16 protein-coding genes, 1 tRNA gene and 1 riboswitch are annotated in these 24,739 nt (G+C 49.9%); of the genes, 8 read left to right on the top strand and 9 right to left on the bottom strand.

The genetic code is table 11. The features are described from left to right. Positions 1-27: 27 nt before the first annotated feature. The 3 genes from QVE43_RS11400 to QVE43_RS11390 are packed head-to-tail and all read right to left on the bottom strand — an operon-like array spanning position 28 to position 4,961. Complete coding sequence (locus tag QVE43_RS11400) at positions 28-1,404, bottom strand: M28 family peptidase (RefSeq protein WP_288007263.1); 1,377 nt, start codon at positions 1,402-1,404, stop codon at positions 28-30. Continuing rightward, positions 1,401-2,588 carry a PepSY domain-containing protein gene (locus QVE43_RS11395; protein ID WP_288007261.1) on the bottom strand — a complete coding sequence of 396 codons (1,188 nt, stop codon included), beginning with the start codon at positions 2,586-2,588 and terminating at the stop codon, positions 1,401-1,403. The genes QVE43_RS11400 and QVE43_RS11395 overlap by 4 nt, the downstream gene beginning before the upstream one ends. Before the next feature lie 36 nt (positions 2,589-2,624). Further along, the gene (locus QVE43_RS11390) at positions 2,625-4,961 is read right to left on the bottom strand and encodes a TonB-dependent receptor (protein WP_288007259.1); all 2,337 of its coding nucleotides are present in this window, start codon (positions 4,959-4,961) and stop codon (positions 2,625-2,627) included. Between the two features lie 589 nt (positions 4,962-5,550). Here QVE43_RS11390 and QVE43_RS11385 point away from each other — a divergent pair. The 4 genes from QVE43_RS11385 to QVE43_RS11370 all read left to right on the top strand — a co-directional run bounded on the left by QVE43_RS11385 (position 5,551) and on the right by QVE43_RS11370 (position 10,167). Continuing rightward, on the top strand, positions 5,551-6,018 hold the full coding sequence (locus QVE43_RS11385) for a hypothetical protein (protein ID WP_288007257.1): 468 nt from the start codon (positions 5,551-5,553) through the stop codon (positions 6,016-6,018). 118 nt (positions 6,019-6,136) lie between these two features. Then, positions 6,137-6,245, top strand: a riboswitch (SAM riboswitch). A 267-nt stretch (positions 6,246-6,512) separates the two neighbouring features. Then, positions 6,513-7,826, top strand: coding sequence for an O-acetylhomoserine aminocarboxypropyltransferase/cysteine synthase family protein (locus tag QVE43_RS11380; protein WP_288007255.1), 1,314 nt, complete (start codon positions 6,513-6,515; stop codon positions 7,824-7,826). A gap of 4 nt (positions 7,827-7,830) precedes the next feature. Next, positions 7,831-8,874 (top strand): homoserine O-acetyltransferase, encoded by a 1,044-nt coding sequence (gene metX / locus QVE43_RS11375; protein WP_288007253.1) that lies wholly within the window; start codon positions 7,831-7,833, stop codon positions 8,872-8,874. A gap of 66 nt (positions 8,875-8,940) precedes the next feature. Further along, positions 8,941-10,167: a homoserine dehydrogenase gene (locus QVE43_RS11370; protein ID WP_288007251.1), complete on the top strand. Its 1,227-nt coding sequence runs from the start codon at positions 8,941-8,943 to the stop codon at positions 10,165-10,167. A 75-nt stretch (positions 10,168-10,242) separates the two neighbouring features. Here QVE43_RS11370 and QVE43_RS11365 read toward each other — a convergent pair whose 3' ends face one another. The 4 genes from QVE43_RS11365 to QVE43_RS11350 form a co-directional block, all read right to left on the bottom strand. Next, the gene (locus QVE43_RS11365) at positions 10,243-11,880 is read right to left on the bottom strand and encodes a CTP synthase (protein WP_288007249.1); all 1,638 of its coding nucleotides are present in this window, start codon (positions 11,878-11,880) and stop codon (positions 10,243-10,245) included. Positions 11,881-11,959: 79 nt separating this feature from the next. Next, entirely contained in the window at positions 11,960-12,481 is a 522-nt protein-coding gene (locus QVE43_RS11360; RefSeq protein WP_288007247.1) for an NADPH-dependent FMN reductase, read from the bottom strand. Continuing rightward, on the bottom strand, positions 12,478-13,254 hold the full coding sequence (locus QVE43_RS11355; protein WP_288007245.1) for an SDR family oxidoreductase: 777 nt from the start codon (positions 13,252-13,254) through the stop codon (positions 12,478-12,480). The genes QVE43_RS11360 and QVE43_RS11355 overlap by 4 nt, the downstream gene beginning before the upstream one ends. Positions 13,255-13,345: 91 nt before the next feature. Further along, complete coding sequence (locus tag QVE43_RS11350) at positions 13,346-14,281, bottom strand: 1-aminocyclopropane-1-carboxylate deaminase/D-cysteine desulfhydrase (protein ID WP_288007243.1); 936 nt, start codon at positions 14,279-14,281, stop codon at positions 13,346-13,348. On the opposite strand from QVE43_RS11350, the gene QVE43_RS11345 reads away from it, so the two are divergent. The 4 genes from QVE43_RS11345 to uvrC are packed head-to-tail and all read left to right on the top strand — an operon-like array spanning position 14,262 to position 21,623. After that, entirely contained in the window at positions 14,262-15,287 is a 1,026-nt protein-coding gene (locus QVE43_RS11345) for an RluA family pseudouridine synthase (protein WP_288007241.1), read from the top strand. The two genes, QVE43_RS11350 and QVE43_RS11345, sit on opposite strands and share 20 nt — an antisense overlap. 45 nt (positions 15,288-15,332) lie before the next feature. Next, positions 15,333-17,519 carry a tetratricopeptide repeat protein gene (locus QVE43_RS11340; RefSeq protein ID WP_288007239.1) on the top strand — a complete coding sequence of 729 codons (2,187 nt, stop codon included), beginning with the start codon at positions 15,333-15,335 and terminating at the stop codon, positions 17,517-17,519. Between the two features lie 24 nt (positions 17,520-17,543). Beyond that, on the top strand, positions 17,544-19,796 hold the full coding sequence (locus tag QVE43_RS11335) for a penicillin-binding protein 1A (protein WP_288007237.1): 2,253 nt from the start codon (positions 17,544-17,546) through the stop codon (positions 19,794-19,796). A 3-nt stretch (positions 19,797-19,799) separates the two neighbouring features. Then, positions 19,800-21,623: an excinuclease ABC subunit UvrC gene (gene uvrC, locus QVE43_RS11330; RefSeq protein WP_288007235.1), complete on the top strand. Its 1,824-nt coding sequence runs from the start codon at positions 19,800-19,802 to the stop codon at positions 21,621-21,623. A gap of 329 nt (positions 21,624-21,952) precedes the next feature. Here the strand turns inward: uvrC and QVE43_RS11325 are convergent. Both QVE43_RS11325 and QVE43_RS11320 read right to left on the bottom strand, forming a co-directional pair. Continuing rightward, positions 21,953-22,027 (bottom strand) — tRNA-Val (locus QVE43_RS11325). Positions 22,028-22,147: 120 nt separating this feature from the next. Continuing rightward, positions 22,148-24,631 (bottom strand): DNA gyrase/topoisomerase IV subunit A, encoded by a 2,484-nt coding sequence (locus QVE43_RS11320; RefSeq protein WP_288007233.1) that lies wholly within the window; start codon positions 24,629-24,631, stop codon positions 22,148-22,150. Positions 24,632-24,739: the final 108 nt, after the last annotated feature.

Below are 24,739 nucleotides of genomic sequence, written 5' to 3'. Positions count from 1 at the left end.
TACACCTTCTGTTTTTATATTTCAACCTTAGTGCAACAACCCTTGATTGGCAAGATAAACAAGGCTTGCCATGGCAGCAGCTCCCAGCGCCAATTCGCGCCGGTTGATTTTGTCGAAGGTATCGATGGCGGTATGATGGTAGTCGAAATAGCGCTGCGAATCGGGACGCAGGCCGGCCAAGATGGTTGCGCTGCCTTTCAGAGGGCTGATGTCGGCACCACTGCCACCCAAGCGGAAGATATGCAGCCCATAGAGCTCCAAAGTATTTTTCAAAAGCGCTTGTATCCGGCGAAACTGCTCCGGCGCCATGTCGAAGCTAAAGCCACGGGGCGAAAAGCCGCCGGCATCGGACTCCAAAGCCAGCAAGTGATGCTCGCCGCGCTCGCGCGCCACACGGGCATATTCCATGCCGCCACGCAAACCGTTTTCTTCATTCATAAATAAAACCACACGCCAAGTGTAGCGCGGCTTTACCCCAAGCTTACGCAGTAGGCGTATGGCTTCCACAGACTGCACACAGCCGGCTCCATCGTCATGGGCACCGTCGCCGTTGTCCCAGGCATCGAGGTGGCCACCTACGGCAATGATGGTATCGCGCTGCGTGCCCCATACCTCTCCTATTACATTGTAAGAAAGCACATCGGGCAGCATGCGGCAATGGGTTTCAATAAAGAGGCGGGTGGACGGGTCTTGCCGCAATAAAGCACTGAGCCGCTCTGCCCCTTTGGCGCTAACTGCCACGGCCGGGATTGGCGGCACCCCTTCTTCATAGCGCAAAGAGCCGGTATGTGGCTCATCGTCGAGGGCGGTACCCACCGAGCGCACCACCACAGCCACTGCCCCCAACTTGGCAGCTTCCGAAGCGCCCAACACACGGTAACGCACTGCCTCGCCATAGGCGGCAAAGGTTTCTACATGGTGCTGGTTCATAGGAACGTTGAAGAAGACAATTTTCCCCTCTATTTTTTTCCGCCCCAAAGCTTTGAGTTCATCGAAGCTGTGCACTTCCACCACAGGTGCCGAAATGCCCCCTTCGCCTGTACCTACGGAGTTACCCAAAGCACATATGCGTAGGTCGATACTTCCACGGCGGTCAGACAAGGCGCGTGCTTCTTCTTTGTCGCCACGCACCCAGTGCGGCACCATCACCGGTTGCAAATAGACGGTATCGAAGGGCAAGGTATCCATAACCGCGCGCATGTATTCAACGGCAGCAGCGGCCTGTGGTGAGCCGCTCAAACGCCCGCCGATGCGGTTGCTCAAATATTCCAAATAATTGTAAGCCACATGGCTGTCAAGCGCTTCATCATAGATTTTGCGAATCAAAAGAGAATCGTTTTGCGCACGAAGCGGCTGTAATGCGCCAATCAACCATACGCCAAAGAGTAACAGCTGTTTCATCATGTTTTTTCTTTAAGAACGCCGGTGCGGTATGTTTTGGTACGTCCCTTGCCCTTGCGTTTCTTTTTATTCCGCCTACCCCACCAAATATAAAAGCCGGTAACGGGCAACATAGCCACCAGAAGGCTCACCACAAAAGCAAGCAGCTTGCCGGCAAAGCCGGCGATAGCCCCCACATGAATATCATAATTGGCGGTAATCAGTTTTTCGCCTGCATTTTTTTGCGCATGGGTTCTGTGCTTCAGCACCTCGCCGGTAGAGGGGTGTACATACAGTTGATGTAATACGGCGTATCGATGCTCTGTTTGTTGCACAGTAACTGCTAATGGCTTGTACTCTTGTGTGAGGGCAATACCGTAAGCGGCGGCGGCGGGATACAAGCGGCGGGCTGTGTCTAAGGCTTTTTGATAAGAGATTTTTTCTTGACGGAGCGTATCGCCAAAAGGCGGAGGGGCCAAATCGGGTGGCGTGGTGCTCATGCTTACCAACACATACACCAGCATGCGAAACCAGGGGAAAGCCCAAACCATACCGGTAAGAGCCAGCACCAAAGCCGGTATAAAAGCATAGAACCCACCTATATTGTGTAAGTCATAATTTTTGCGCTTTCGTCCAGTGGTTTTCGTCCAGTAGAACCAAAATCTCTGCTTCCACCCTTTGTTGCTTTTGGGGTACCACAGCCACAAGCCGGTCAGCAGCAACAAAACAAACAAAAGCGTTGAATACCCCACAATGGGCTGCCCAATGTCATTATGCAGAAGCAAACTCCAATGCATCATCTTTACCAAGTGAAAGAAATCATACTTTTCGTTGATTACCTTCAGCACCTGTCCAGTAGCCGGATGCACATAGAGCGTATAATAAGCCTCTACAGTATCGAGATACCAAAAAGCGGTACCGGCATCTTCGGCTTGCTTATAAACCCGCAATTCCACACTGCGCCGCGGATGATTGTACACCACCACTTGATAGAACCGCATTTCATAGCGGCTTTGCACTTTGTGCAAAAGGGAGTCTAACGGCAGGGGGGCCTGTTCTTCTGCTGCCAACCAACGATAGTCACGGCGGAGGTAGTCTTTGACTTCGTCGCTAAAAGCAAAGAGGGCCCCTGTAACGGCTACGATAAACACCACCAGCCCGGTGCCAAGACCGAGCCAGCGGTGTATGCTCAATATCAACTTCTTCACTGTTTCTACTGTCCTTATTTTAAGCTTTAATATTGACTAAAATCTGTAGTTCAAGGAGAAGCGGTAGTTGCGTCCGGGTTCGGTTTGCCAGTAGTAGAAGGCAGAGTAAGCACTTCCAGAATACAAATAGGCGTCTGTAAGGTTGTTTACCTTTACCATCAAGGTAATAGGACCTTTCTGCCAGCCGATGGAAGCATCCATGCGCCAGTAGTCGGGCAAGATAGACTGATTGTCTTCACCCCACGCCCAAGAAGAGCGCTCCCAAGCATGTTGCGAGCCTACTCCCACAAAGAAATGCTTGATGGCCGGCAGCTTAGTGAACTTGTACTCTGCCCACAGGTTTGCGGAATGGGTGGCATATCCCGGCAGCTTCTGCCCTACCTTGTTGGGGTCGGTGTCTTCTGAAATGCTCAAGTCGTTGAAAGCATAGTTTAGAAGTATGTAGAAGTCGTCGTTCAGGTTACCCTGCAAGTCAAATTCCACACCTTGTCCTTGCACTTCGCCCAGCTGAATGGAGTATTGGGGATTGTTGGGGTCAGCAGTCAACACATTTTCTTTTGTAATTTGGAAAGCCGACAAGGTAGCCTGCAGCTGATTGTTCAACAGGCTTGTTTTTATGCCGCCCTCCAGCAGGTTGGCATATATCGGGTCGAAAGCGTTGCCTTGTGCATCGGTACCTACTTGCGGCTGAAACGAACGGTCATAAAGAGCATAGACACTTAGTTGGTTCGAAGCCTTCCATAGCAACGATGCCCGCGGGCTCCATGCTTGGGAGCTTACTGTGTTTCCATAGCTCCATTCTCTCACATCGGTAAAACGCACACCCAGTGTCAAGAACAGATTAGAAAGCAGTGCAATCTCATCTTGCACAAAGATACTTTGACTTTGCTGCCCCACTTGGTTGAAACCGGCTCTAATACGCAAGTCTTTGCTGCGGTCAAACGTAGGAATAGAGTCAGCAGGTACGCCATATACCGGCTTGTAAATGTTGAAAGGCGTCATACCTGCCAAGAGAGCATTTTGGTTCCAATCTGCAAAATAAGATTTGTCATAAAAGTCGGCAGCTATCATCACATGATGCTGTACGGCAGCCGTTTGAAAGGCACCGTTTACAGTCACTTGTCCCATCTTAGAGGACTGCAGAGCATCCCAGATGCTCATGCCCCGCAGTACATCGCCGTTGGGTGCCACCTGCAAAGGCCAAAGCGTATTACCTTCTTGCTCGTAGCGGAAAATAGCCAGTTTGGCAGTGGCTGTCCAGTCTTTGGAAAGAGCTCTACGCAACTCCACCATGGCGTTGTGCTCGGCAATATGAGTCAACGGTAAATTGGGCTCCGCCAAGGTAAAGTCACGGTCCAGCTCCCCTATTTTGTTAGGCGAAAAAACATAAGCCGTGCCCAATGGCGTCATATCTGCCTGCTGATAAATATACTCAGCGGTAATCGAAGTGCGCTCGTCAATATCATAGCGTAAAGAAGGCATCAAAGTAAAGCGCTCGGAGTACTCATAAGGGCGATGCGACCCCTTGGTAGAAGCAGCTACATTCAGCCTATAATGCAGCTTGCGGTTGGGCAAGCTGCCGCCTACATCGAAAGCCGCCCGCAGGGTCTGAAAGCTGCCATACAGAAGTGATACCTCGTTAGAAGTAAGCGGTGAGGCTTTTTTGGTCACCACATTATAAAGCCCGCCCGCATCGCCCGAGGGTGCCAAGAAAGCAGCAGGTCCTTTCACAAACTCTATGCGTTCGACAATCGCCATGTCCTCACTCAGCGGTCCCCAGGGCATATCCACATTCAAACCGTTACGGAATGCCGGCACTTTGAATCCCCGCATATTGACACGGGCGAAGTTGCCCCAGTGCTCAATCAATTGGGCATTGCTCACGTTCTTGTTGACGCCCTCCAGCATTTCCACCACTTGTTGATGCTGCAGAAGCTGCTTGTCTATGAGCTGCACGTTTTGAGGAATCTCCAGAACGGCACGTTCCATACGCAAAGAAGGCGAAGACTGCGTGGGTGGCGCAGGCAGGCTTTTATTATCGGTTACTACCACCTCTTCCAAAGCGGCAATATCTGCCTGCAACTGCACTTTTATGCTCTTCGATTCGCCCTCACGAAGGGTAATGATTTGCTGCCACGCACGGAAACCGATAAAATGTACTTGCAGGGTATAAGTGCCCGGCGCCAGGTGTCGAAAGACAAAAGCTCCGGTCTCATCGCTGACGGCACTCAAACCCGCCTCCTTCAAATGGAGCTGAGCGCCCGGCAACGGCTGCCCCTCATCATCATAAACTACGCCTTGCAAGCTACCTTGGGCGTATGCTCCCAAAGCAGTTGCAAGCAAAATCCAGAAAGTAAGTGTGATATTTCTCATGATTAAGTTATTTTTATTTAGACTTGTTTTAAATTATGATGCAAATCAAAAGAAAGCCTACCAGAAAGACAAGTAGGCTTTATCAAAAAGAAAATATTTTTATGTATGAATATCTATAAAAAAGCAACTATTATCCTCTTGCACTTCGCTTAAAAGCTCATGAAAAAACATTAACACATAAACTTTCAATCAGGCATATTCGTAGGATATAGCCACTAAAAGTATTATTTTGCAGCTCTCTCGTGTAAACTATATTGAGGGTGCCCATAAAGCCGATGATAATGGGCAAAGGGACCCTCTCAGATTGACTTAACCACAGCAATAAAACAATGGAAGACAGGAACGCAAACTATCACGGAAAAAGCATCAAAAGACCAATAAGAGGCTTAACTCCTTTTCCCGAAGATATATTTATACCTGCTCAAGCTTCGCTGGAAAATTATTTACTGCCCCTCATTTCCATAGACTTGGGCTTACTAAGGAACGACTTAAAGGGTACGACTGTGCCCCGGTAGAACCTTACGAAGGCTTTATAGGAGAAGAAACAGCCGAGTTCCATAATGCATTTTGTGGGGAAAATTGGCTTACCTTGGAGCTCACAAAGGACAATAAATATCAATTTTTAGGTGATGAAGGCTACTTTTTATCGGCGTCTGTTCATAATCATAAAGACAAAGTAGACGAACTATTGCTTGAGCATATTAAAGAGGGAAAGGATACCTACCGGAAAGTAAAATCCGGCTATAAAAGCAAAGGGCAATTGTTGCCATGGCAAGCAGATAACCCGCAAGATTTTATCGACAGACCGGGCGGAGAGATTCACTACGGAAATTGGACGGACAGCACTCTCCCTCCTCCCGCCTTTGATATGTTTTTTCACGAAACTGCCGGGGAAAACCTGCCCGGCGATGGAATTTCAATTTCCTATAAGGGCAACCATTTTTTTCTCGTTGCAGAAGTTGCCGGCTATCACTATTGTGGACATGGCGCCGACGCTATTTTAACATTTTACGAACCAAAAAGTCGTACTGTATTATTCACCTATGACTGGCGGTAAACGGGCAACTTACCCACAAGGTAAAGCGATTTTTTTTAAATAAATTTGCACAAGTCAGAAAGCTTATTTATCATTGCAGCATCGAACCTCTTACTTTTACTTTTTCACGAAAGTAAAAGGTTTATAGAGAAGCGCAGAGAGAACGGGCTCTGTGAAGCGCTGGCAACCTGCCGCACGGCAAGGTGCCAAATCCCGCCTAAATGAAGGTCATTTAGGAAATATAAACCGGAAAAAGTCATGTTTCTTATCAACAAACACACTCAACACAAACACTCTTTCGCAGCTCTTGCAAGCAAGCATCTTCATGCCTCTTCCCGCTTCCGCATGATGCAGATGTGTTGTTGCTGTTGTTGTATGTAATCTCCCCTTTCTTTTGGCGTACTTCCACCGTATGCAGGTGCATGTTAAGACTTGCACCAAGGGTGTTTTTATTATCCCCAGAGACTTATTTAGTCTAAATAAATATTTGTTTCACTTCAAACCATCAACCAGCTATGAGTAATTACCGTTTCGAAACCCTTCAGTTGCATGCGGGACAAGAGCCCGACCCGGCCACAGGTGCCCGCGCCGTACCTATCTACCAAACCACCTCTTATGTGTTCAATGATGCCGAACACGGTGCACGCCTCTTTGCGCTGCAAGAGTTTGGTAACATTTACACCCGCATTATGAACCCCACCACCGATGTGTTTGAAAAGCGCATTGCGGCACTCGAAGGTGGTGTGGCAGCCTTAGCCACGGCTTCCGGGCAGGCGGCACAGTTCATTGCCCTGACCAACATACTGCAAGCCGGCGACAATTTCGTGACGACCTCCTATTTGTATGGCGGCACCTATAACCAATTCAAAGTAAGCTTCAAGCGTTTGGGCATAGAGGCACGCTTTGCCGAAGGCGACAAAGTAGAAAGCTTCGAGCGCCTGATTGATGACAAGACCAAAGCCATTTACTTGGAAACCATCGGCAACCCGGGCTTCAACATTCCTGACTTTGAAGCCATTGCCAAGCTGGCGGACCGGCACGGCATTCCCCTGGTAGTGGACAATACCTTTGGCGCGGCCGGCTATTTGTTCCGTCCCATTGACTACGGGGCGGCAGTAGTAACCGCTTCCGCTACCAAGTGGATTGGCGGGCATGGCAATAGCATTGGCGGCATCATTGTGGACAGTGGGCGTTTCAACTGGGGCAACGGCAAGTTTCCTCAATTCACCGAGCCCTCGGAAGGCTACCACGGCTTGGTCTTTTGGGATGCTTTCGGTCCTGACAGTCCCTTTGGCAATATAGCTTTCATCATTCGTGCACGTGTGGAAGGACTGCGCGACTATGGTCCCAGCCTGAGTCCCTTCAATGCTTTCTTGCTGTTGCAGGGGTTGGAAACGCTTTCTTTGCGGGTACAGCGCCACGTGGACAACGCCTTGGCGCTGGCGCGCTGGCTCGAACAACACGAGCAGGTCGAGTATGTAAACTACCCCGGTTTGGAAAGCAGCCCCTATCACCAATTGGCGAAGAAGTATCTGCGCAACGGTTTCGGTGGGGTGCTCACCTTCGCCATCAAAGGGGGAAAAGAGAAAGCAGCAGCCTTTATCAATCATTTGAAACTGGCCAGCCACTTGGCCAACGTGGGCGATGCCAAAACGCTCGTGATTCATCCGGCTTCTACTACACACCAGCAGTTGAGCGAAGCGGAGCAACGAAGCGCCGGCGTAGAGCCCAATTTAATACGTGTATCGGTAGGCATCGAGCATATCGATGACATCATTGCCGACTTCGAACAGGCTTTTGAAAAAATAGCAACCGCAGTGACTGCCTAAACTCATGTTACAGACCTTCCAATATCGAGCACCTTTTATTACGGAACGCGGCGACCGCCTCGAGGGCCTCACGGTGGCTTACCGCACCTACGGGCAACTAAACGAACAAGCCGACAATGTGGTGTGGGTATGCCATGCACTCACGGGCAGCGCAGACGTGGATCAATGGTGGGCAAGGCTCTTTGGCGAAGGACGCCTGCTGGACCCTGCACGCCATTTTATCGTTTGTGCCAACATGCTTGGCTCGTGTTATGGCTCAACCAACCCGCTGTCTCCCAATCCTTCAACCGGCACACCTTACTACTATGATTTTCCTTTGCTTACCAACCGGGATATAGTCAGAGGGTTTGAGCTCTTGCGCCGCCACTTGGGGATTCGCCGCATCCGTTGCATCATAGGAGGGTCTATGGGCGGGCAACAGGCGCTCGAATGGCTGATAGAAGTCCCTGATCTGTTCGATTCGGCTTATTTGATTGCCTGCAACGCCCGCCACTCCCCTTGGGGCATTGCGTTCAATGAAGCGCAACGCATGGCTATAGAAGCCGACAGCAGCTGGGGGCTGCGCACGCCCGAAGCCGGTCTGAAAGGCATGGAAGCAGCCCGTGCTTGTGCCATGCTTTCCTACCGCCACTATCAAAGCTATGCGCTCACACAAAGCGAAACAGACGGAAGTGAACGAACGGATGACTTCCGGGCGGCTTCTTATCAGCGCTATCAGGGGAAGAAGCTGCGCAGCCGTTTCCATGCATTTAGCTATTACTGGCTGTCGAAAGCCATGGACAGCCACGACGTAGGACGCGGGCGTGGTGGCGTGGAAGCAGCACTGGCACGCATACGTGCGCAGGTACTGGTGTTGGGCATCAGCACCGATGTGTTGTTTCCGCTGGCAGAACAGCAGTTGCTGGCACATTATATCCCCCATGCGTCGCTGCGCATCTTGCACTCGGTCTATGGGCACGATGCCTTTTTGATTGAAACCGAAGCGGTACAGCGCTTCTACTTCGACTATTTCAAACAAAGCAACAACTGTTTGTTTGCTGTGCCATAGGTGATGCTGCCACTACATACTCTTTTCTTTTGTCACACCTTTCTTTCATTTAAAAATCCACCGGCTATGAGTACTTTTCCTGTTCAAATTGGTTTGTTTGGCTTTGGTTGCGTGGGGCAAGGGTTCTACCGCATTTTCCGGGAACAAAACGAGGTGCATGCCGAGATACGGAAAATAGTGGTCAAGAATCCGCACAAAGAGCGCCCCATTGCTACAGGCAAATTTTATTTTCAAGCCCAGGACATTTTGGGCGATCCCACCATCTCGCTGATTGTAGAAGCCATAGACGATGCCGAAGCTGCTTACCGTATTGCACGCGAAGCTTTGCTTTCAGGCAAGCACGTGGTGAGTGCCAATAAAAAGATGGTGGCACTTTACGGCAGCGAACTGCGCGCATTGGCTAAGAGCCGGCAACGCGCTTTTCTTTACGAAGCGGCCGTAGCCGGCAGCATCCCCATCTTGCAGCTGTTGCAAAACTACTACCGCGCCGACCGCATCGAGTGGCTACGTGGCATCATCAACGGCTCTACCAATTTTATTTTAAGCAAGATACGCCACGAAGGGCTCAGTTATGAGGCTGCCCTGCAAGAAGCGCAGACCTTGGGCTTTGCCGAGTCCGATCCCACGCTGGATGTGGAAGGCTTCGACGCAGCCTATAAACTTAGCATTCTGCTTTACCATGGCTTTGGCATAGAAGTAGCCCCGGAGCAACTCCTGCGCGTAGGCATACAGCATCTTGATGCTTTGACCAACAGCTATTGTCTGCGCAAAAACTATCGTGTGAAGCTGCTGGCGCAGGTGCATACCGAAGCCAACGGAAGTATAAATGCTTTTGTTTTACCTGCACTTTTACCCGGGCACGATCCGCTGGCGCAGATAGAGCAAGAAGAGAATGCCATAGAGGTCGGGTTGCGCTATGCGCATCCGCAACTGCTGCGGGGCAAAGGGGCGGGCAGCACGCCCACAGGGGCCGCTGTGATGGCTGACGTAATACAGGTATTAAGGGGCACTTTCTCTACGAAGGTTCCGCTCGTGAAGCGCTATTTTCAAGAAGAAGCGGTTTTGCCGCTATGGGTAAGTGGCCACGCACGCGAGCTGTTGGCGCAGTTTCCTTTTCGTGAGCTGCATGCCCACATAAGCAATGCACATGGCTTCGGCTTTGAAGGATATGCCCGCTACGATCAGGTGCGTGACTTTCTGCGGGTTCATCCCCAAGCCGCCATATTCGTAGCTTATCATCCACAGCTTGCACAGGTCAAGAAAAAGCCGAACAAAACGCTTGCTCTTGTGTAAAAAACACGCAGGCATGCCGTTAAAAAAGTACACGGTATGCCTGCGTTATGCTGCTGTTGGCTTGATTGTGCGCCCTTAGACGGTCACTTCACCACTGCGCAGCTGTGCATAGTGACGTGCTGCCTGTACAAATTTCATAAACAAGGGATGCGGATTCATGACCGTGCTTTTCAGCTCGGGGTGGAACTGCACGGCCACAAACCAAGGATGGTCCTCAATTTCTACTATCTCTACGAGGTTTTTATCGGGGTTGATGCCGGTAGCCCGCATGCCATGCTTTTCAAATAACTCCCGGAATTCATTGTTGAACTCGTAACGATGGCGATGGCGTTCGCTGATTTTGCTTTTGCCATAGGCTTGGTATGCCTTAGAGCCCTTCTCCAACACACAAGGGTAAGCGCCTAAACGCATGGTGCCCCCTTTGTCTTGAATATGCTTTTGCTCTTCCATCAGATGAATGACCGGATAGGGCGTTTCGGGGTTCACTTCGGTAGTGTGGGCGCCCTCCAAGCCTATGACATGGCGGGCAAACTCTACTACCGCACACTGCATGCCCAAGCAAATGCCGAAGAAAGGCACCTTGTTTTCACGGGCATAACGTACTGCCAATACTTTACCTTCGATACCGCGTTCGCCGAAGCCGGGCGCTACCAAGATGCCGTCCAGTCCGCCCAGCTTGCTTTCGATATTCTCTTCGCTCAGATGGTCCGACTGTATCCAACGAATATTGACTTTGCACTCATTGTAAGCACCGGCATGTACGAATGCTTCCACAATGGATTTGTAAGCATCGTGCAATTCCACATACTTGCCCACCAAGCATATGTTGACCGAAGAAGTGGGGTTTTTCAGCTTGCCCAAAAACTGTTTCCATGCTTCCATGTCGGGCTCGCGCTTGTGGGGCAGCTTGAGCTTTATGAGTGCCCTTTCGTCAAGTTTTTCTTTTAACATGAGCAAGGGCACATCGTAGATGGTATCGGCATCGATGGCTTCAATCACCGAATTGATGTTCACGTTGCAGAACAGGGCTATTTTTTTCCGTATTTCAACAGGTAAGGGGTATTCTGTACGACACACCAATATATCGGGCTGGATACCTGTTTGAAGCAGCTCTTTCACTGAATGCTGTGTGGGCTTGGTTTTCAACTCACCGGCCGATTTCAGATAGGGCACCAAGGTAAGATGCACTACCAGCGAGTTGTTGGCGCCTACCTCCCAACGGAACTGGCGCAGTGCTTCCAAAAAAGGAAGCGACTCGATGTCGCCTACACAGCCCCCTATTTCGGTAATGATGATATCGTAGTTGCCCGTTTCGGCAAGCTTACGGAAGTTGGCTTTGATTTCATCGGTAATATGGGGCACCACCTGCACGGTTTTGCCCAGATAAGCGCCTTGACGCTCTTTTGTAATCACCGAGTGATAAATACGCCCCGTCGTTACGTTGTTGGCTTGCGAAGTGGGAATATTCAAAAAGCGCTCGTAGTGCCCCAAATCCAAGTCGGTTTCAGCGCCGTCGTCGGTTACATAGCACTCGCCGTGCTCGTAAGGGTTCAGCGTGCCCGGGTCCACGTTGATGTAGGGGTCGAACTTTTGAATGGTCACCGAGAAGCCGCGTGCTTGCAGCAGTTTCGCCAAAGAAGAAGCAATGATGCCTTTGCCTAAGGAAGAAGTAACGCCACCGGTTACGAAGATGTATTTTGTTTGCGTGCCCATAATGGTTATATGCTTATGAAGGTTGTATTTCTACCACTATGGGATGCGAAGTTACGCAACTTCGTAAGGAAGTACAAATTTAGCGCAGCAAGGCATCGATTTGCATGCTCAACAGTTGGTTATAAAACGGATGGGTAATCTTTCCTTCTTGCAAGTACCGGTCTATCTGCATCAACTTTACCCTGACCCCTACCACGTCGGCATGCAGGTATGAAAAAATATCGTTCAGATGACTGAGCGCCAAAGCGCCCCCTTGTATGCCGGTAGAGACACCTACCAATGCAATGCGCTTGCCTTCCAAGCCACTGGGGTAAGGGAAGCCGTCCAAAAAAGCCTTCAATACACCGGGAAAAGAGCCATTGTATTCGGGTACGACGAACACCAAGCGGGAAGCAGCCAATAAGCGGTCACGCACACGGTTGAATTGCTCGTTCTTGCCTGCATGCTCATAAAGTGCCGTTGCAATAAAATCAGGCGGCAGTTCGGTCAAGCGTATAATATCGGCAGTTTGTCCTCTCTCATTCAGCAAGGCGGCATAATAGGCGGCTACCTGTTCCGAAACGGCTTCTTTGCGGTTGGTTCCTACAACAATTCCAATCATTGTTTTTTCAATGTTCTTTGATTTAAGAGCCGCCGCGCATAGGCGGTATATAAGCGCATAAAAAATTCGTACAAAAATACGGGGATTGTGATGCAATAAAAAAGCCTTGAAGGGAAAATCCGCCTTTTCCCCCGGCTTATCCCCCGCAATATAGCTTTAACTACCTGTGTGGCACTTTGGTTGGGAAAAAGCAAGGGGCTTTGAGCCGCATTGAAAAAGCGCGTGCGCGTGGCTATGGGATACACCAGCGTGAGGCGGCGCTCACCCTCTGCCCACAGTGTTTGCGCCCAGCGGTGCAAAGCTGCCTTGGTCGCTGCATACAGGGCATAGCCCGGAATACCCAAAAAAGCCATGGAAGAAGCCGTGATGCACAACCTGACCTCGGGAAAAAGCCGCAACAGCTGTCCACTCATATACATCACGCCGCCGGCATTGAGCATCAAAAGCGACTCTATTTGTTGCCAACCGGGTGCATCGAAACGTCCATAAAGGGCAACCCCCGCATTTAAAAATACCACATCGGGCGCCCGGGATGCCTTGCGCAGGTGTTCGAGCAGGGCTTCACAACCTGCCCGTGTCGAAAGGTCGGCTTGCAAAATGTGTACATGGCTACTCTGGGTGCGAAGTGTTTCCAGTGTTTCGCGCTTCACATCTACCAACAGCATGGAAGCGGCCACCGGCAGTAAGGCTGTGGTGAGGGCGTAGCCTATACCGGAAGCAGCACCGGTAATCACCACATGTTTTCCGTTAAAAAAAGGATAGGCACGGGACATGGCATAAATAAGCTGTGCTCATCAAAATACGCAATTTATGCCTAAGTCACCACAAAGCCGGCCTATGTTTTTTCACTCAAAATCAAATAAATCACTCATGTTCTACCCTTAAGCCCCCCGTATGAATTAACAAGACACGGCTGCCGGACGGGAAATAACCTTTTTCCACTTCGGCAAAGAAAGCATAAAACATTTTTGCAGAATACACATGTTCTATGGGCACTGAAGGATATTGCCGCTGCCAATCTTGCATAAAAAGGCGCAGTGCTTCGGTTGTCTTGGCATAGCCGCGATGGGCGTAATCTGTCCATATCTCGAAGTTTTGCGTATGGTGCCCGGCATAGGCTTCTTGCAGGCGCTTTACCTCTTCATAAAGGAAAGCGCCACCTTTGAGCACCGACACCCCTATTAGCTTTTGGTGTGCCGCGGCAGCCAATGCCAAGCCCGCAAGTGTGCCACCTGTGCCGCATGGCAACAAGATATAATCGTAAGCAGCACTCCATTCGCCCGGCAACTCCATGCATCCCGGCACTGCATGCACATTGCTGCCGCCTTCGGGCACAAGAAAAAAGTCGCCAAAGAGAGCATGCAGGTGTTCAATAAATGCGGAGCTGTGCTTTTGCCGGTAATCCGCACGGCTGACGAAATGCAGCTGCATGCCGGCTTCTTCGGCAAAGCGTAAAGTGCTATTGAGCGGCTCTACCCGCTCGCCCCGTACTATGCCAATGGTTTCAAATCCCAACAACTTGCCTGCGGCCGCCGTGGCATACAGGTGGTTGGAATAAGCACCGCCAAAAGTAAGCAAGCGTCTTTTACCCTGCCGTGCTGCTTCCATCAGGTTGTATTTCAGCTTCAACCATTTGTTTCCCGAGATTTGGGGATGCAGGCGGTCTATGCGCAGCACCTCTGCCCGTATGCCCCGGCTTGCCAGGCGGTCATCCGGCAACGGCTGCAAGGCACTTTGCGCAAATTCTTGTAAATTTACCTTTTCAAAAAAGTTGCTGACTATGCAAGACAAGTCATTCATGGAAGAAGAAGAGTTGGATTTGTATGAGCACCACAAAATCATTGTGGATAAAGGGCAAAAGCCGTTGCGTATTGACAAATACCTGATGGAACGCTTGGCCAATGCCACCCGCACAAAGATACAAAATGCCATTCATGCCGAGTTTGTAAAGGTGAACGAAAAGGCGGTAAAGCCTAATTATAAAGTGCGCCCCCTGGATGTCATCACCGTGTGCCTGCCCGAGCCACCGCGTGTCGATGAGATTATCCCTGAAAACATTCCCCTCGATATCGTATATGAAGACGAAGACGTGCTGGTAGTCAACAAGCCGGCAGGCATGGTGGTGCACCCCGCCTATCAAAACTGGACAGGCACCCTGGTCAATGCCCTCATGTATCATTTTGAAAACTTGCCTACTTCTCAAAACGGGGCATCGCGCCCCGGCTTGGTGCACCGCATCGACAAGGACACCTCCGGCTTGCTGGTGATAGCCAAAACCGAACTGGCCATGACCTTTCTTGCCAAGCAGTTTTATGATCACAGCATAGAGCGAAAATATTATGCCCTGGTGTGGGGCGTGCCGGACCCGGCCGAAGGCACCGTAGCCAACTATGTCGGACGCTCGCCCAAGGACCGGCGTGTGATGACCGTTCTCGATGAAGGGGAAGGCAAATATGCCGTGACTCACTACAAGGTGATAGAAGACTTGCGCTATGTGTCGTTGATTGAATGCCGCCTCGAAACAGGACGTACCCACCAGATACGCGTCCACATGCAACACTTGGGGCACCCCCTTTTCAATGACGCCACTTATGGCGGTGACAAAATATTGCGGGGCACTTCGTTCAGCAAATACAAACAGTTTGTAGAAAACTGCTTCGCATTGCTTCCCCGCCAGGCATTACATGCTGCCAGCTTGGGCTTTGTGCATCCACGTACCAAAGAAAAGCTGTATTTTGAGCAGCCGTTGCCCGAAGATATGCAGGCGGCTCTCGACAAATGGCGCCGCTATGTGCAATATGAATAAACTTGCTGTATCATTTTTGCTTATGATTCGTTGAATAATGTCGAAATGAAAGTATCCGGATTGCTTCATTGGCTTGTTTGTCTTGGTGCGGGGCTCTTGTTTTGGCGATGCAGCCCCGAATCCACCGGACCCGTCGCGCGTTTTTATCACAATTTAAATGCGCACTATAACGGCTATTTCCTTGCCAAGCAAAGTCTTGACAGCGTGGAATATGCCATCTTTCGCAATCGTCAAGATCATTACCTGCGCCTGCTGCCCGTATATCCGGAAGTAGATACCAATCAATTGAAGCAGTATGAAACCACACTCAAAGACTGCATCAAGAAAGCTGCTTTTGCCATTGAACGCCATCCCAATAGTGAATGGACAGACTGGGCTTATCTTGTAGTAGGCAAAGCCCGCTTTTACCTGCGTGACTACGAAAATGCCATCAGCACTTTCAAATACTTGAACGCAGAAAGCAAAAATGCCTTGGTGCAAGACCTGGCCCTTACGGAGCTCATACGTACCTATGCCACCATAGGCGAAATGCAAAATGCCGAAACCGTAAAAAACTACTTACGCAAGCAGGGCATCGAAGCAGAAGCCTTGAAAGAGTTTTATCTGGCTCAGGCTTTTTACTATCAGAAAAACCGGGACACCCTGCGTACGCTCAAAAGCCTGGACTTGGCTCTTCCCCTACTCAAAAGCAACCCTTACCGCGCCCGCCTGCACTATTTGCAGGGGCAGTTGTACCAACAAGCCAACGAACGCAACAAAGCCTATGAAGCTTTTGAAGAGGTGCAAAAGCACCGCCCCGACTACCTGCTCTCTCTTATGGCACGTTTGCAAACCCTGTTGCTTGCCGACTTCCGCAAGGTGGCTTATGCCAAAGTGGAAAAGCAGTTTGAACGATTACTCAAAGACGAGAAAAACATCGAATACCGGGGTAATATTTACTATACCCGCGCACAGTACTGGCTCTACCGCCAACGCCCCGAGGCGGCCAAAGAAGATTTTAGCCGTGCGGCACAGCTAAGCCAAGACCCTCTTTATAAAGCCTACAGCTATTTGTTCCTGGCTCGCCTTCATTACGAAGAGCTTAAAAAATACAGGGCAGCACAGGCCTATTATGACAGCACCCTGCAATTTTTGCCCAAAGACGAGCCACTCTACGACAACATAAAACGCAGAAGCAAAGTACTCAATCAATTTGTAGAGTACATAGAAACCATTGAGTTGGAAGACAGCTTGCGGCTATGGGCACAGAAAGAAAAAAGCATGAGCCCCGAAGCCTTCGATCAAGAACTTTCACAGGTGCTTACGCGGCAGGTACGCAAGCAAATGGAAGAAGAGGAGGCACGTAAGAAGGCTCTGCAACAACAAAACATTCAACAGGGCAGCAGCCTGCAAGAGGCCATCAATCAACAGGGAAGCGGTATTTGGTATTTCGATGACCCCTTGGCAGTGGCTAAAGGGAAAAGTGCTTTCCGGCAAAAATGGGGCAACCGTCCACTTTCTGACTACTGGCGCGTATCTTCCAAGGCATCTTCATATCCCATAGATGAGAGTTTGTCTGCGCCTGCTACCCAAGCGGCCACTACCGACCCCGTGGCTTTGCAAGTGGAAGCCCTCAAAGAAGAGTTCTTGAAAAAGCTGCCCCGTACCGAACAGGCTTTGGCTGCCTCACATCAGCGCACACAGAATGCGCTGTTCAACTTAGGAAAGATTTATCAGTTTCAACTACTGGAACCACAAGCAGCCGACCGCCACTATCGTGAGTTACTGGAGCGCTACCCCCAAACACCCTTCCGGGAAGAAGTCCTTTACTTGCGCTATTTGATTTACAAAGACAAAAACCCAACACTTGCCCAAGCGCAAGTGCAGGAGCTGCGGCGCGCCTACCCGCAAAGTATTTATCTTAAACTCATAGACGACCCCAATTATTACCAAAAAATGCAGGCGCAAGCCGCCGAGGTAGAAGCGCTCTATCGTGAAGCCTTTCTTTATTATGAACGAAAACAGTATGCCAAAGCGTTGGAGAAGCTGGAGCAACTGCAAAAAGAGTTTCCTGAAAACCACCTGCGCGAGAAAGCAGACTTTTTAGTAATTTTATGCAGCCGCGCACTCAAAAAAGCCGAATGGCAGGACTTGGCACAGCGCTTTTTGCTCTCTCATCCCAAAAGCGCCTTTACCAAACTCGTAGAACAAATGCTTGCACAAACAGGCTCATTACCGGCAAACACACCATAAAAAAACTTAGAAACCGTAAAATCTATGCGCATAGTATTGGAAAACGGCAAATATAAGCGCTATATCAAAGCCATCTGGATTCTTTTTGTATTGGCTGTATTCGGCAGTGCACTTTTTATCTGGGCTGTCAGCGTCAATTTTTTAGGCTTATTTGGTGAGCTTCCCTCGCTGCAAGCCCTCGAAAACCCACGCAGTGAGCTGGCTTCGGAGATTTACAGCGCCGACGGCAAACTCATGGGCAAGCTTTACCTGGTCAACCGCATTCCGGTTGAGTACGAAGAAATTTCGCCCTATGTCATCAATGCGTTGATTGCAACCGAAGACGTGCGCTTCGAAAAGCACGCCGGTGTGGACCTCAAAGGGCTGGCTCGTGTGTTCTTTAAAACCATTTTATTGGGACAGCGGGAATCAGGCGGTGGCAGTACCCTCACCCAACAACTGGCAAAAAACCTGTTCGAAACCCGCGCCAAGGAAAGTCTGGGACCGCTTGCCCGCGTGCCGGGGCTGCGCATGCTTATCATCAAAGCCAAAGAGTGGATTACGGCTGTGCGTTTGGAACGCAACTACACCAAGCGCGAAATCATTACCATGTACCTCAACGAAGTGAGCTTCGGACACAACGCCTTTGGCATAGAAGCAGCTGCCCGCACTTTCTTCAATAAGTCTGCAAGTGACTTGGATGCCATTGAAGCAGCCACACTTGTCGGTCTCTTGCAGGCCCCTTCCCGCTACAGCCCGGTGTCCCATCCGGAAGCCTGCCGCCAACGCCGCAATGTGGTGCTGGGGCAAATGTACAAGTACCAATTCCTCGATAAAGACACCTACCGCAAAGCCATAGCCTCACCGGTGAAGATAGACTACCACCCCGACGACCCCGGCGAAGGCATAGCCCCTTATTTTCGTGCCGAAGTGCGCGAGTTCATGAAACGATGGGAAAAAGAGCGCGGACTGCCTGAAAACAATTTCTATACGGCCGGTTATAAAATTTACACCACCATCGATTCGCGTGTGCAAGCCTATGCCGAACAAGCCATGGCAGCACACATGAAAGAGCGGCAAAAGCGCTTCGATCAAGTGTGGAGCCGGCGCGACCCCTGGTATAACGTACCCGGCTACTTGGAACGTATTGCGCGGCAATCGGAGCGTTACCGTACCCTTAAACAACAATATGGCGATGATGAAGAAGCCATTTTTGCCGAAATGCGCAAGCCGGTGCCCATGACTGTTTTTTCTTGGGAAGGCGAAAAAGACACCCTCATGAGTCCCATGGACTCTATTCGTTATTACAAACGCTTCCTGCACGCCGGCTTTCTGTGTGTGGAAGCCCAAACGGGCAAAGTGCGGGCGTGGGTAGGTGGCATCAACTTCAAGCACTTCCGCTATGACCACGTCAAGCAGGGGCGGCGCCAACCGGGCTCTACTTTCAAACCTATTGTGTATGCCACTGCTATCGATATGGGCTATACCCCCTGCTACGAGATGGTGGACCGGGAAGTAACCTTTGGCGACTGGAGCCCCAAAAACAGCTACGGTGGCTTCACCGGAAAAAGCTATACTTTACGCGAAGCCTTGGGGCGCTCCATCAATACCATTGCTGCCCAGCTCATTATGGAAATCGGCGTGCAAAATGTAGTTAAGTTTGCCCGGCAATTGGGCATTACCAGCCCCTTGGACCCCGTAGGTTCCTTGGCTTTGGGATCCAGTGCCGTCACACTTTATGAGCTGTGTCAAGCCTATTCGGTCTTTTTGAACCAAGGCAAGCGCATCGAACCTATTTACATTACCCGCATTACCGACCGCAATGGTAAGGTCATAGAAGAGTTTGTGCCGGATGCCCGCGAAGTCATGAGCGAAGAAAAAGCCTATATGATGCTTCACATGTTGAAAGCAGCTCTGGAACCGGGCGGAACCTCTGTGCGCCTGCACAGCTATGGCATCACCCAAAACAACGAAATTGGTGCAAAAACCGGTACCACACAAAACCATGCCGACGGTTGGTTTATGGGCGTTACCAAAGATTATGTGGCGGGTGTGTGGGTTGGCGGCGACGACATGCACATACGCTTCCCTTCCATCATCGACGGGCAAGGTGCCGTGCTGGCACTTCCTATTTGGGGCAACTTCACCAAAGCCATTTACGAGGATAAAAACATTCCTTACAAACCCGGTTATTTCCCCCGCCCCGCTCAAATCAGTGTAGAGCTTGATTGTAAAAAGCTGCGCGAAGGCACCAGCGATAAAATCAAAATTGAGATCATAGACGAAGAAGCCCTGTAAGCCATGAGCAACACAGGCAAAGCACATATAGAAGAAACGCTCAGACTCTTGCCCGACGAGGCAGGAGTCTATCGTTTTTATGATGCCGGCGGCAAGCTGCTTTACGTAGGCAAAGCCAAGTCCCTGCGCAAGCGGGTACGCTCCTACTTCAAGGCACCGGAGCAGCTCAACCGCAAGACACGACGCCTGGTGCAACAAATCGACCGCATAGAATATACCGTGGTGCCTTCCGAGCAAGATGCCCTGCTACTTGAAAACAGCCTTATCAAGAGCCATCAGCCCAAATACAACATCCTGCTCAAAGACGACAAAACCTACCCCTACATTTGCATCACAGAAGAAGACTTTCCGCGCATATTGACCACCCGGCGGCTGGACCAATACCGTGGCGAATACTTCGGTCCTTACGCCCGGGCAGGTGACATGTATGAGCTTTTAGACCTGCTCAAGCAATTGTTCACGGTGCGCTCGTGTCACTTGCCCCTTACCCCCACAGGCATTGCACAGGGTAAGTTTGCTGCCTGCCTGGAGTATCACATAGGCAATTGCCAAGCTCCCTGCGAAGGAAAACAAAGCCGCGAAGACTATCGCGCCGACATAGAACAGGTGCGCCGTGTGCTGAAAGGACAAATATCGGAGGTGAAGACGTTCTTTGAAGAAAAAATGCTGGCAGCGGCGGCTGAACTGCGTTTCGAGGAAGCGCAGTTTTGGAAAGAAAAAATCGACAAGCTGCAAGTATTCCAACAAAAGCGCACGGTGACCAACCCCAAATACGGCGATTTGGTGGTGATTGTACTCAACAAACCCCAACCCGGCAAAGCTTATGCTTGCTTTTTTTACATACGTGAAGGCGCCATCATCCACACCGAAACATTTGCGGTGCAGTGCCCATTAGAAGACACCGAAGCCGAAATAGCCGAGCGTGTCTATGAACAAATGAAAATCAAGTACCGTTTCGAAGCACGGGTGCCTGTGCTCAGCAATTTGGAAATACACGGTGAACAGTTGCAAACCCAAGTCCCCCAAATCGGGGACAAACGCCGTCTTATTGAAATGGGCTTGCATAACATATACCTCTTGCGCAAAGAAGAACTGAAGAAACAGGGCAAGCGGCAAGAGAAGAAAAACCAAGCGCTCATAGAGCTACAAGATGCCCTGCAATTGCCACAGCTTCCACGGCGCATTGAATGCTTCGATAACTCCAATATACAAGGACAACACCCGGTAGCTGCCATGGTTTGCTTCATCGACGGCAAACCTGCAAAGAGTGAGTACCGCAAGTTTCACATCAAAACGGTGGAAGGTCCCGATGATTTTGCCTCGATGCGCGAAGTGGTTTACCGGCGCTATAAGCGGCAAGTCGAAGAAGGGGGCGAGCTGCCTCAGCTCATAGTCATCGATGGTGGCAAAGGACAACTCAATGCTGCACTCGATGCTTTAAAAGCACTGAACCTGGCAGATCAGATACCAACCATAGGCATAGCCAAGCGGCTGGAAGAAATCTACCGTCCGGGCGATAAGTACCCCCTGCATTTAAGCAAAAAGTCACCGGCCCTCCGTCTGATTCAACACCTGCGTGACGAAGCGCACCGCTTTGCCATTACTTTCCATCGTGACAAAAGAAGTAAAGAAAGCTTTGAGTCGGTCTTGACCCAAATTCCCGGAGTTGCAGAAAAAACAGCTCAAAAACTGCTGCAACACTTCCGCAGCGTTCAAGCCGTCCGCGACGCATCCGAAGAAGCACTTGCGCAAATAGTAGGTAAAAGCAAAGCGCAGCAAATCCATCGCTTCTTTCACTCCACACCCCCGCAAGCCTCTAAACAATAAAGAAGCGAGGTATGCGGAAAGCCAAGTCGTTTCTTTGCAGCCCTGCTGCTTTGAGCAAAAACGCAACAGGGCATCTCGAACGGAGCGCAGGCGCAGTGAACAATCCCATTCACACCGGGCATGCTTATTTTGCCATATCGAACGAAGTGAGACGTCCCGTCAAACCAAGCCTTTTTTCCTAAAAATAGGTTTCCCGCTAATGCTCGAAGTAACAAAGGGTAAAAGCTCGAAATAACAAGGCGGGAATGAACGGCAGGGCAACTTTAAAAAAATAAGAAACGGTAGCATAAATAAAACAAAAAAAGCGGCATCGTTGATGCCGCTTGTCGTGGGTTCTGCAGGATTCGAACCTGCGACCCCCTGCTTGTAAGGCAGGTGCTCTGAACCAACTGAGCTAAGAACCCTTTTGCTCAAATGCTGATGCAAATATAGAGCAGTGTATCATATCATGCAAATATTTCTTTAAAAAAATTTGGGCAGGCATGACTAACACCTGCCCATTTTTTTGATTCACAAAGCGTTAGTTATTCTTCCTCTTCACTTACTTCTTGCCGTACTTCTTTTACCTCAAGAATATCTTGTACCGGGAAAGGCTCACCTACTACTCTGTAGCTCTTCGGCTCACATATTTCATCCAGTTCAAAGACAAAAGTTTTGGTCTTTTTATCCTTTCCCTTATAAGTAACTTCTGCCGATACAGAAGGCGAAAGGCTTGCAAAAATCAATTCATGCCCCTCGCCATCGGGCAAGAACGAAAAGCGGCGCTCAAGCGTAGAGGTTTCTATGCCAAAGCGCTTGATAAGATACTCCTTGCGCTTGGCATGGTAATAAATGGCTGTGACAGTTGTTTGCTCATTGAAGGGTGCAATGACCAGCAAACTGCGCTCATCGTAGCGGCGCTTGTCTTCTTCTATGGTTCTCACTTCATAGGTGCCGTCTTGATACACCGCTATCAATTGGGCATCTTGCGGCAGCTTACCCAGGTATTGCCCGCGTCCATCCATGTTTACCTCGCCGGTCAGCGGGTCATACCAATATTCAGGATCACCCAATGTGGATACTCCCTCCGATATTTTGGTTATTTTTTTCACGGGGTATTTGGTCAATATGTTGCCTTTGCTGTTTCTGCCTTTGATGGCAAGCCCGGCAAAGTCAAACTCAAAGATTTTATTTTTTGCACGGCAGCTCTGTGTGAGTTGCACCTTTACGCGCTCTGCCTCTCCGTTGGGATTGGCCGTAAAGTACAGCACTTTGGAGCCGGGTGTTCCTTGTGTAAGGTCGTATTCGCGATCGCGTGTAACAGCCAACACCTGAAAGCGCTTGGCATAAGAAGTGCCACTTTTGCCGTCGCGGTAAATCAGGTTATAAACCATGCGCTTATCGCCTTTTCGAAATACCGCCACATGAAGAATATCTTTCCCTACAAATACCTTCTCGCCTATTTTGGTTACCAGACACTTGCCATCTTCCCGGAAAACAATAATATCGTCAATGTCGGAGCAGTCGCAAACATATTCGTCCTTTTTCAGCCCGTAGCCAATAAATCCTTCTTGGCGGTTTACATATAGCTTTTGGTTGTTGGCTACTACTTCGGTGGCTTTTATTTCACCAAAAACAGTGATTTGTGTTTTTCGCTCCTGCCCTTTGCCGTAGGTTTTCAAAAGGTTTTTGAAGTAATTGACGGCATAGCGAGTCAAATGGGCAAGATTGTCCTCTACTTCCTCAAGCTCTTTTCGATAAGCGCGCAATTGTTCATCGGCTTTGTCGAGGTCATATTTAGAAATGCGCTTGATTTTGATTTCCGTCAGGCGCACAATATCCTCATCGGTAATCTCGCGGTAAAACTCTTTGGCATAGGGCTTCAGTCCTTTCCGAATGGTTTCAATGACCGCTTCCCACGTTTCGGCGTTTTCTATTTTCCGGTAAATACGGTTTTCAATAAAAATGCGCTCAAGAGAGGCAAAAAGAATTTTTTCTTGAAGGCGTTGCTTTGCCAACTCCAGCTCGCGGCGCAACAGCTCTTTGGTGCGCTCGGTGGAAAGGCGCAGGATGTCCGAAACACTTAAATTCACCGGCTTGCCTTCGTGCAACACCCAATAGTTGGGATAGAGCGTCTTTTCACAATCAGTGAAGGCATACAAAGCATCCATGGTTACTTCCGGCGATACTTCACCGGTAAGCTTCACCAGGATTTCAACTTCTTCGGCTGTATTGTCTATGATTTGCTTGATTTTGATTTTCCCTTTGTCATTGGCTTTCAGGATGGAATCTATCAAGCGGCCGGTAGTAACGCCATAGGGGACACTGCGGATAGCCAGCGTTTTCTTATCTACAATTTCGATATCGGCACGCAAGCGAATACGGTCGCCCTTGCCTTCGCCCGTGTATTGGGAAACGTCCATCAAACCACCGGTGGGAAAATCGGGGTAAAGTACCGGCTTCTTTCCTTTCAGCACATCGATAGAAGCTTCTATCAACTCACAAAAATTGTGGGGCAGTATGGTGGTAGAAAGCCCTACGGCAATGCCTTCGACCCCCAAAAAAAGAATAAGCGGAAATTTCACCGGCAAGGTTACGGGTTCTTTTTTCCGCCCGTCGTAAGAGAGTTGCCACTCGGTCAACTCAGCATTAAACAATACTTCTTTGGCAAAAGGCGTCAGGCGTGCTTCGATATAGCGCGCTGCGGCAGCGCTGTCGCCGGTTCGTATGTCTCCCCAGTTACCTTGTGTATCGATAAGCAAGCCCTTTTGTCCCAAGTTTACCAGTGCCTCGTAAATAGAAGCATCACCATGGGGGTGATACTGCATGGCTTGCCCCACGATATTGGCTACTTTGTGGTAACGCCCGTCATCCATCTGCTTCATAGCATGCAGAATGCGCCTTTGCACCGGCTTGAGCCCATCTTCGAGTGCCGGTACAGCCCGCTCCAATATCACATAAGAGGCATAGTCCAAAAACCAATTTTCATATAAGCCTGCTACAGGCACTACGTCTTTTTCTGTATTCATAATAGCTGTTTCTTTCTATGGTATTCCGTGTAAAATTATAGGCATTCTCCCTAAAAATCAAAAGGAGCACGACCAAAGCCATGCTCCCGGTGCTGCAATGTATGGGTT

This window comes from Thermonema sp., assembly GCF_026003375.1.
Classification (GTDB): domain Bacteria; phylum Bacteroidota; class Bacteroidia; order Cytophagales; family Thermonemataceae; genus Thermonema; species Thermonema rossianum.
The sequence above is the reverse complement of the archived record's forward strand: the minus strand, read 5'-3'. Positions and strand labels throughout refer to the sequence as shown.

Excerpts from the sequence above, each read along its gene's own strand:
- QVE43_RS11390 (WP_288007259.1), bottom strand. The coding sequence starts at position 4,961 with ATGAGAAATATCACACTTACTTTCTGGATTTTGCTTGCAACTGCTTTG.
- QVE43_RS11335 (WP_288007237.1), top strand. The coding sequence starts at position 17,544 with ATGCGCATAGTATTGGAAAACGGCAAATATAAGCGCTATATCAAAGCC.
- QVE43_RS11370 (WP_288007251.1), top strand. The coding sequence starts at position 8,941 with ATGAGTACTTTTCCTGTTCAAATTGGTTTGTTTGGCTTTGGTTGCGTG.
- QVE43_RS11320 (WP_288007233.1), bottom strand. The coding sequence starts at position 24,631 with ATGAATACAGAAAAAGACGTAGTGCCTGTAGCAGGCTTATATGAAAAT.
- metX (WP_288007253.1), top strand. The coding sequence starts at position 7,831 with ATGTTACAGACCTTCCAATATCGAGCACCTTTTATTACGGAACGCGGC.
- QVE43_RS11400 (WP_288007263.1), bottom strand. The coding sequence starts at position 1,404 with ATGATGAAACAGCTGTTACTCTTTGGCGTATGGTTGATTGGCGCATTA.
- QVE43_RS11360 (WP_288007247.1), bottom strand. The coding sequence starts at position 12,481 with ATGATTGGAATTGTTGTAGGAACCAACCGCAAAGAAGCCGTTTCGGAA.
- QVE43_RS11355 (WP_288007245.1), bottom strand. The coding sequence starts at position 13,254 with ATGTCCCGTGCCTATCCTTTTTTTAACGGAAAACATGTGGTGATTACC.
- QVE43_RS11350 (WP_288007243.1), bottom strand. The coding sequence starts at position 14,281 with ATGAATGACTTGTCTTGCATAGTCAGCAACTTTTTTGAAAAGGTAAAT.
- uvrC (WP_288007235.1), top strand. The coding sequence starts at position 19,800 with ATGAGCAACACAGGCAAAGCACATATAGAAGAAACGCTCAGACTCTTG.
- QVE43_RS11365 (WP_288007249.1), bottom strand. The coding sequence starts at position 11,880 with ATGGGCACGCAAACAAAATACATCTTCGTAACCGGTGGCGTTACTTCT.
- QVE43_RS11340 (WP_288007239.1), top strand. The coding sequence starts at position 15,333 with ATGAAAGTATCCGGATTGCTTCATTGGCTTGTTTGTCTTGGTGCGGGG.
- QVE43_RS11380 (WP_288007255.1), top strand. The coding sequence starts at position 6,513 with ATGAGTAATTACCGTTTCGAAACCCTTCAGTTGCATGCGGGACAAGAG.
- QVE43_RS11345 (WP_288007241.1), top strand. The coding sequence starts at position 14,262 with ATGCAAGACAAGTCATTCATGGAAGAAGAAGAGTTGGATTTGTATGAG.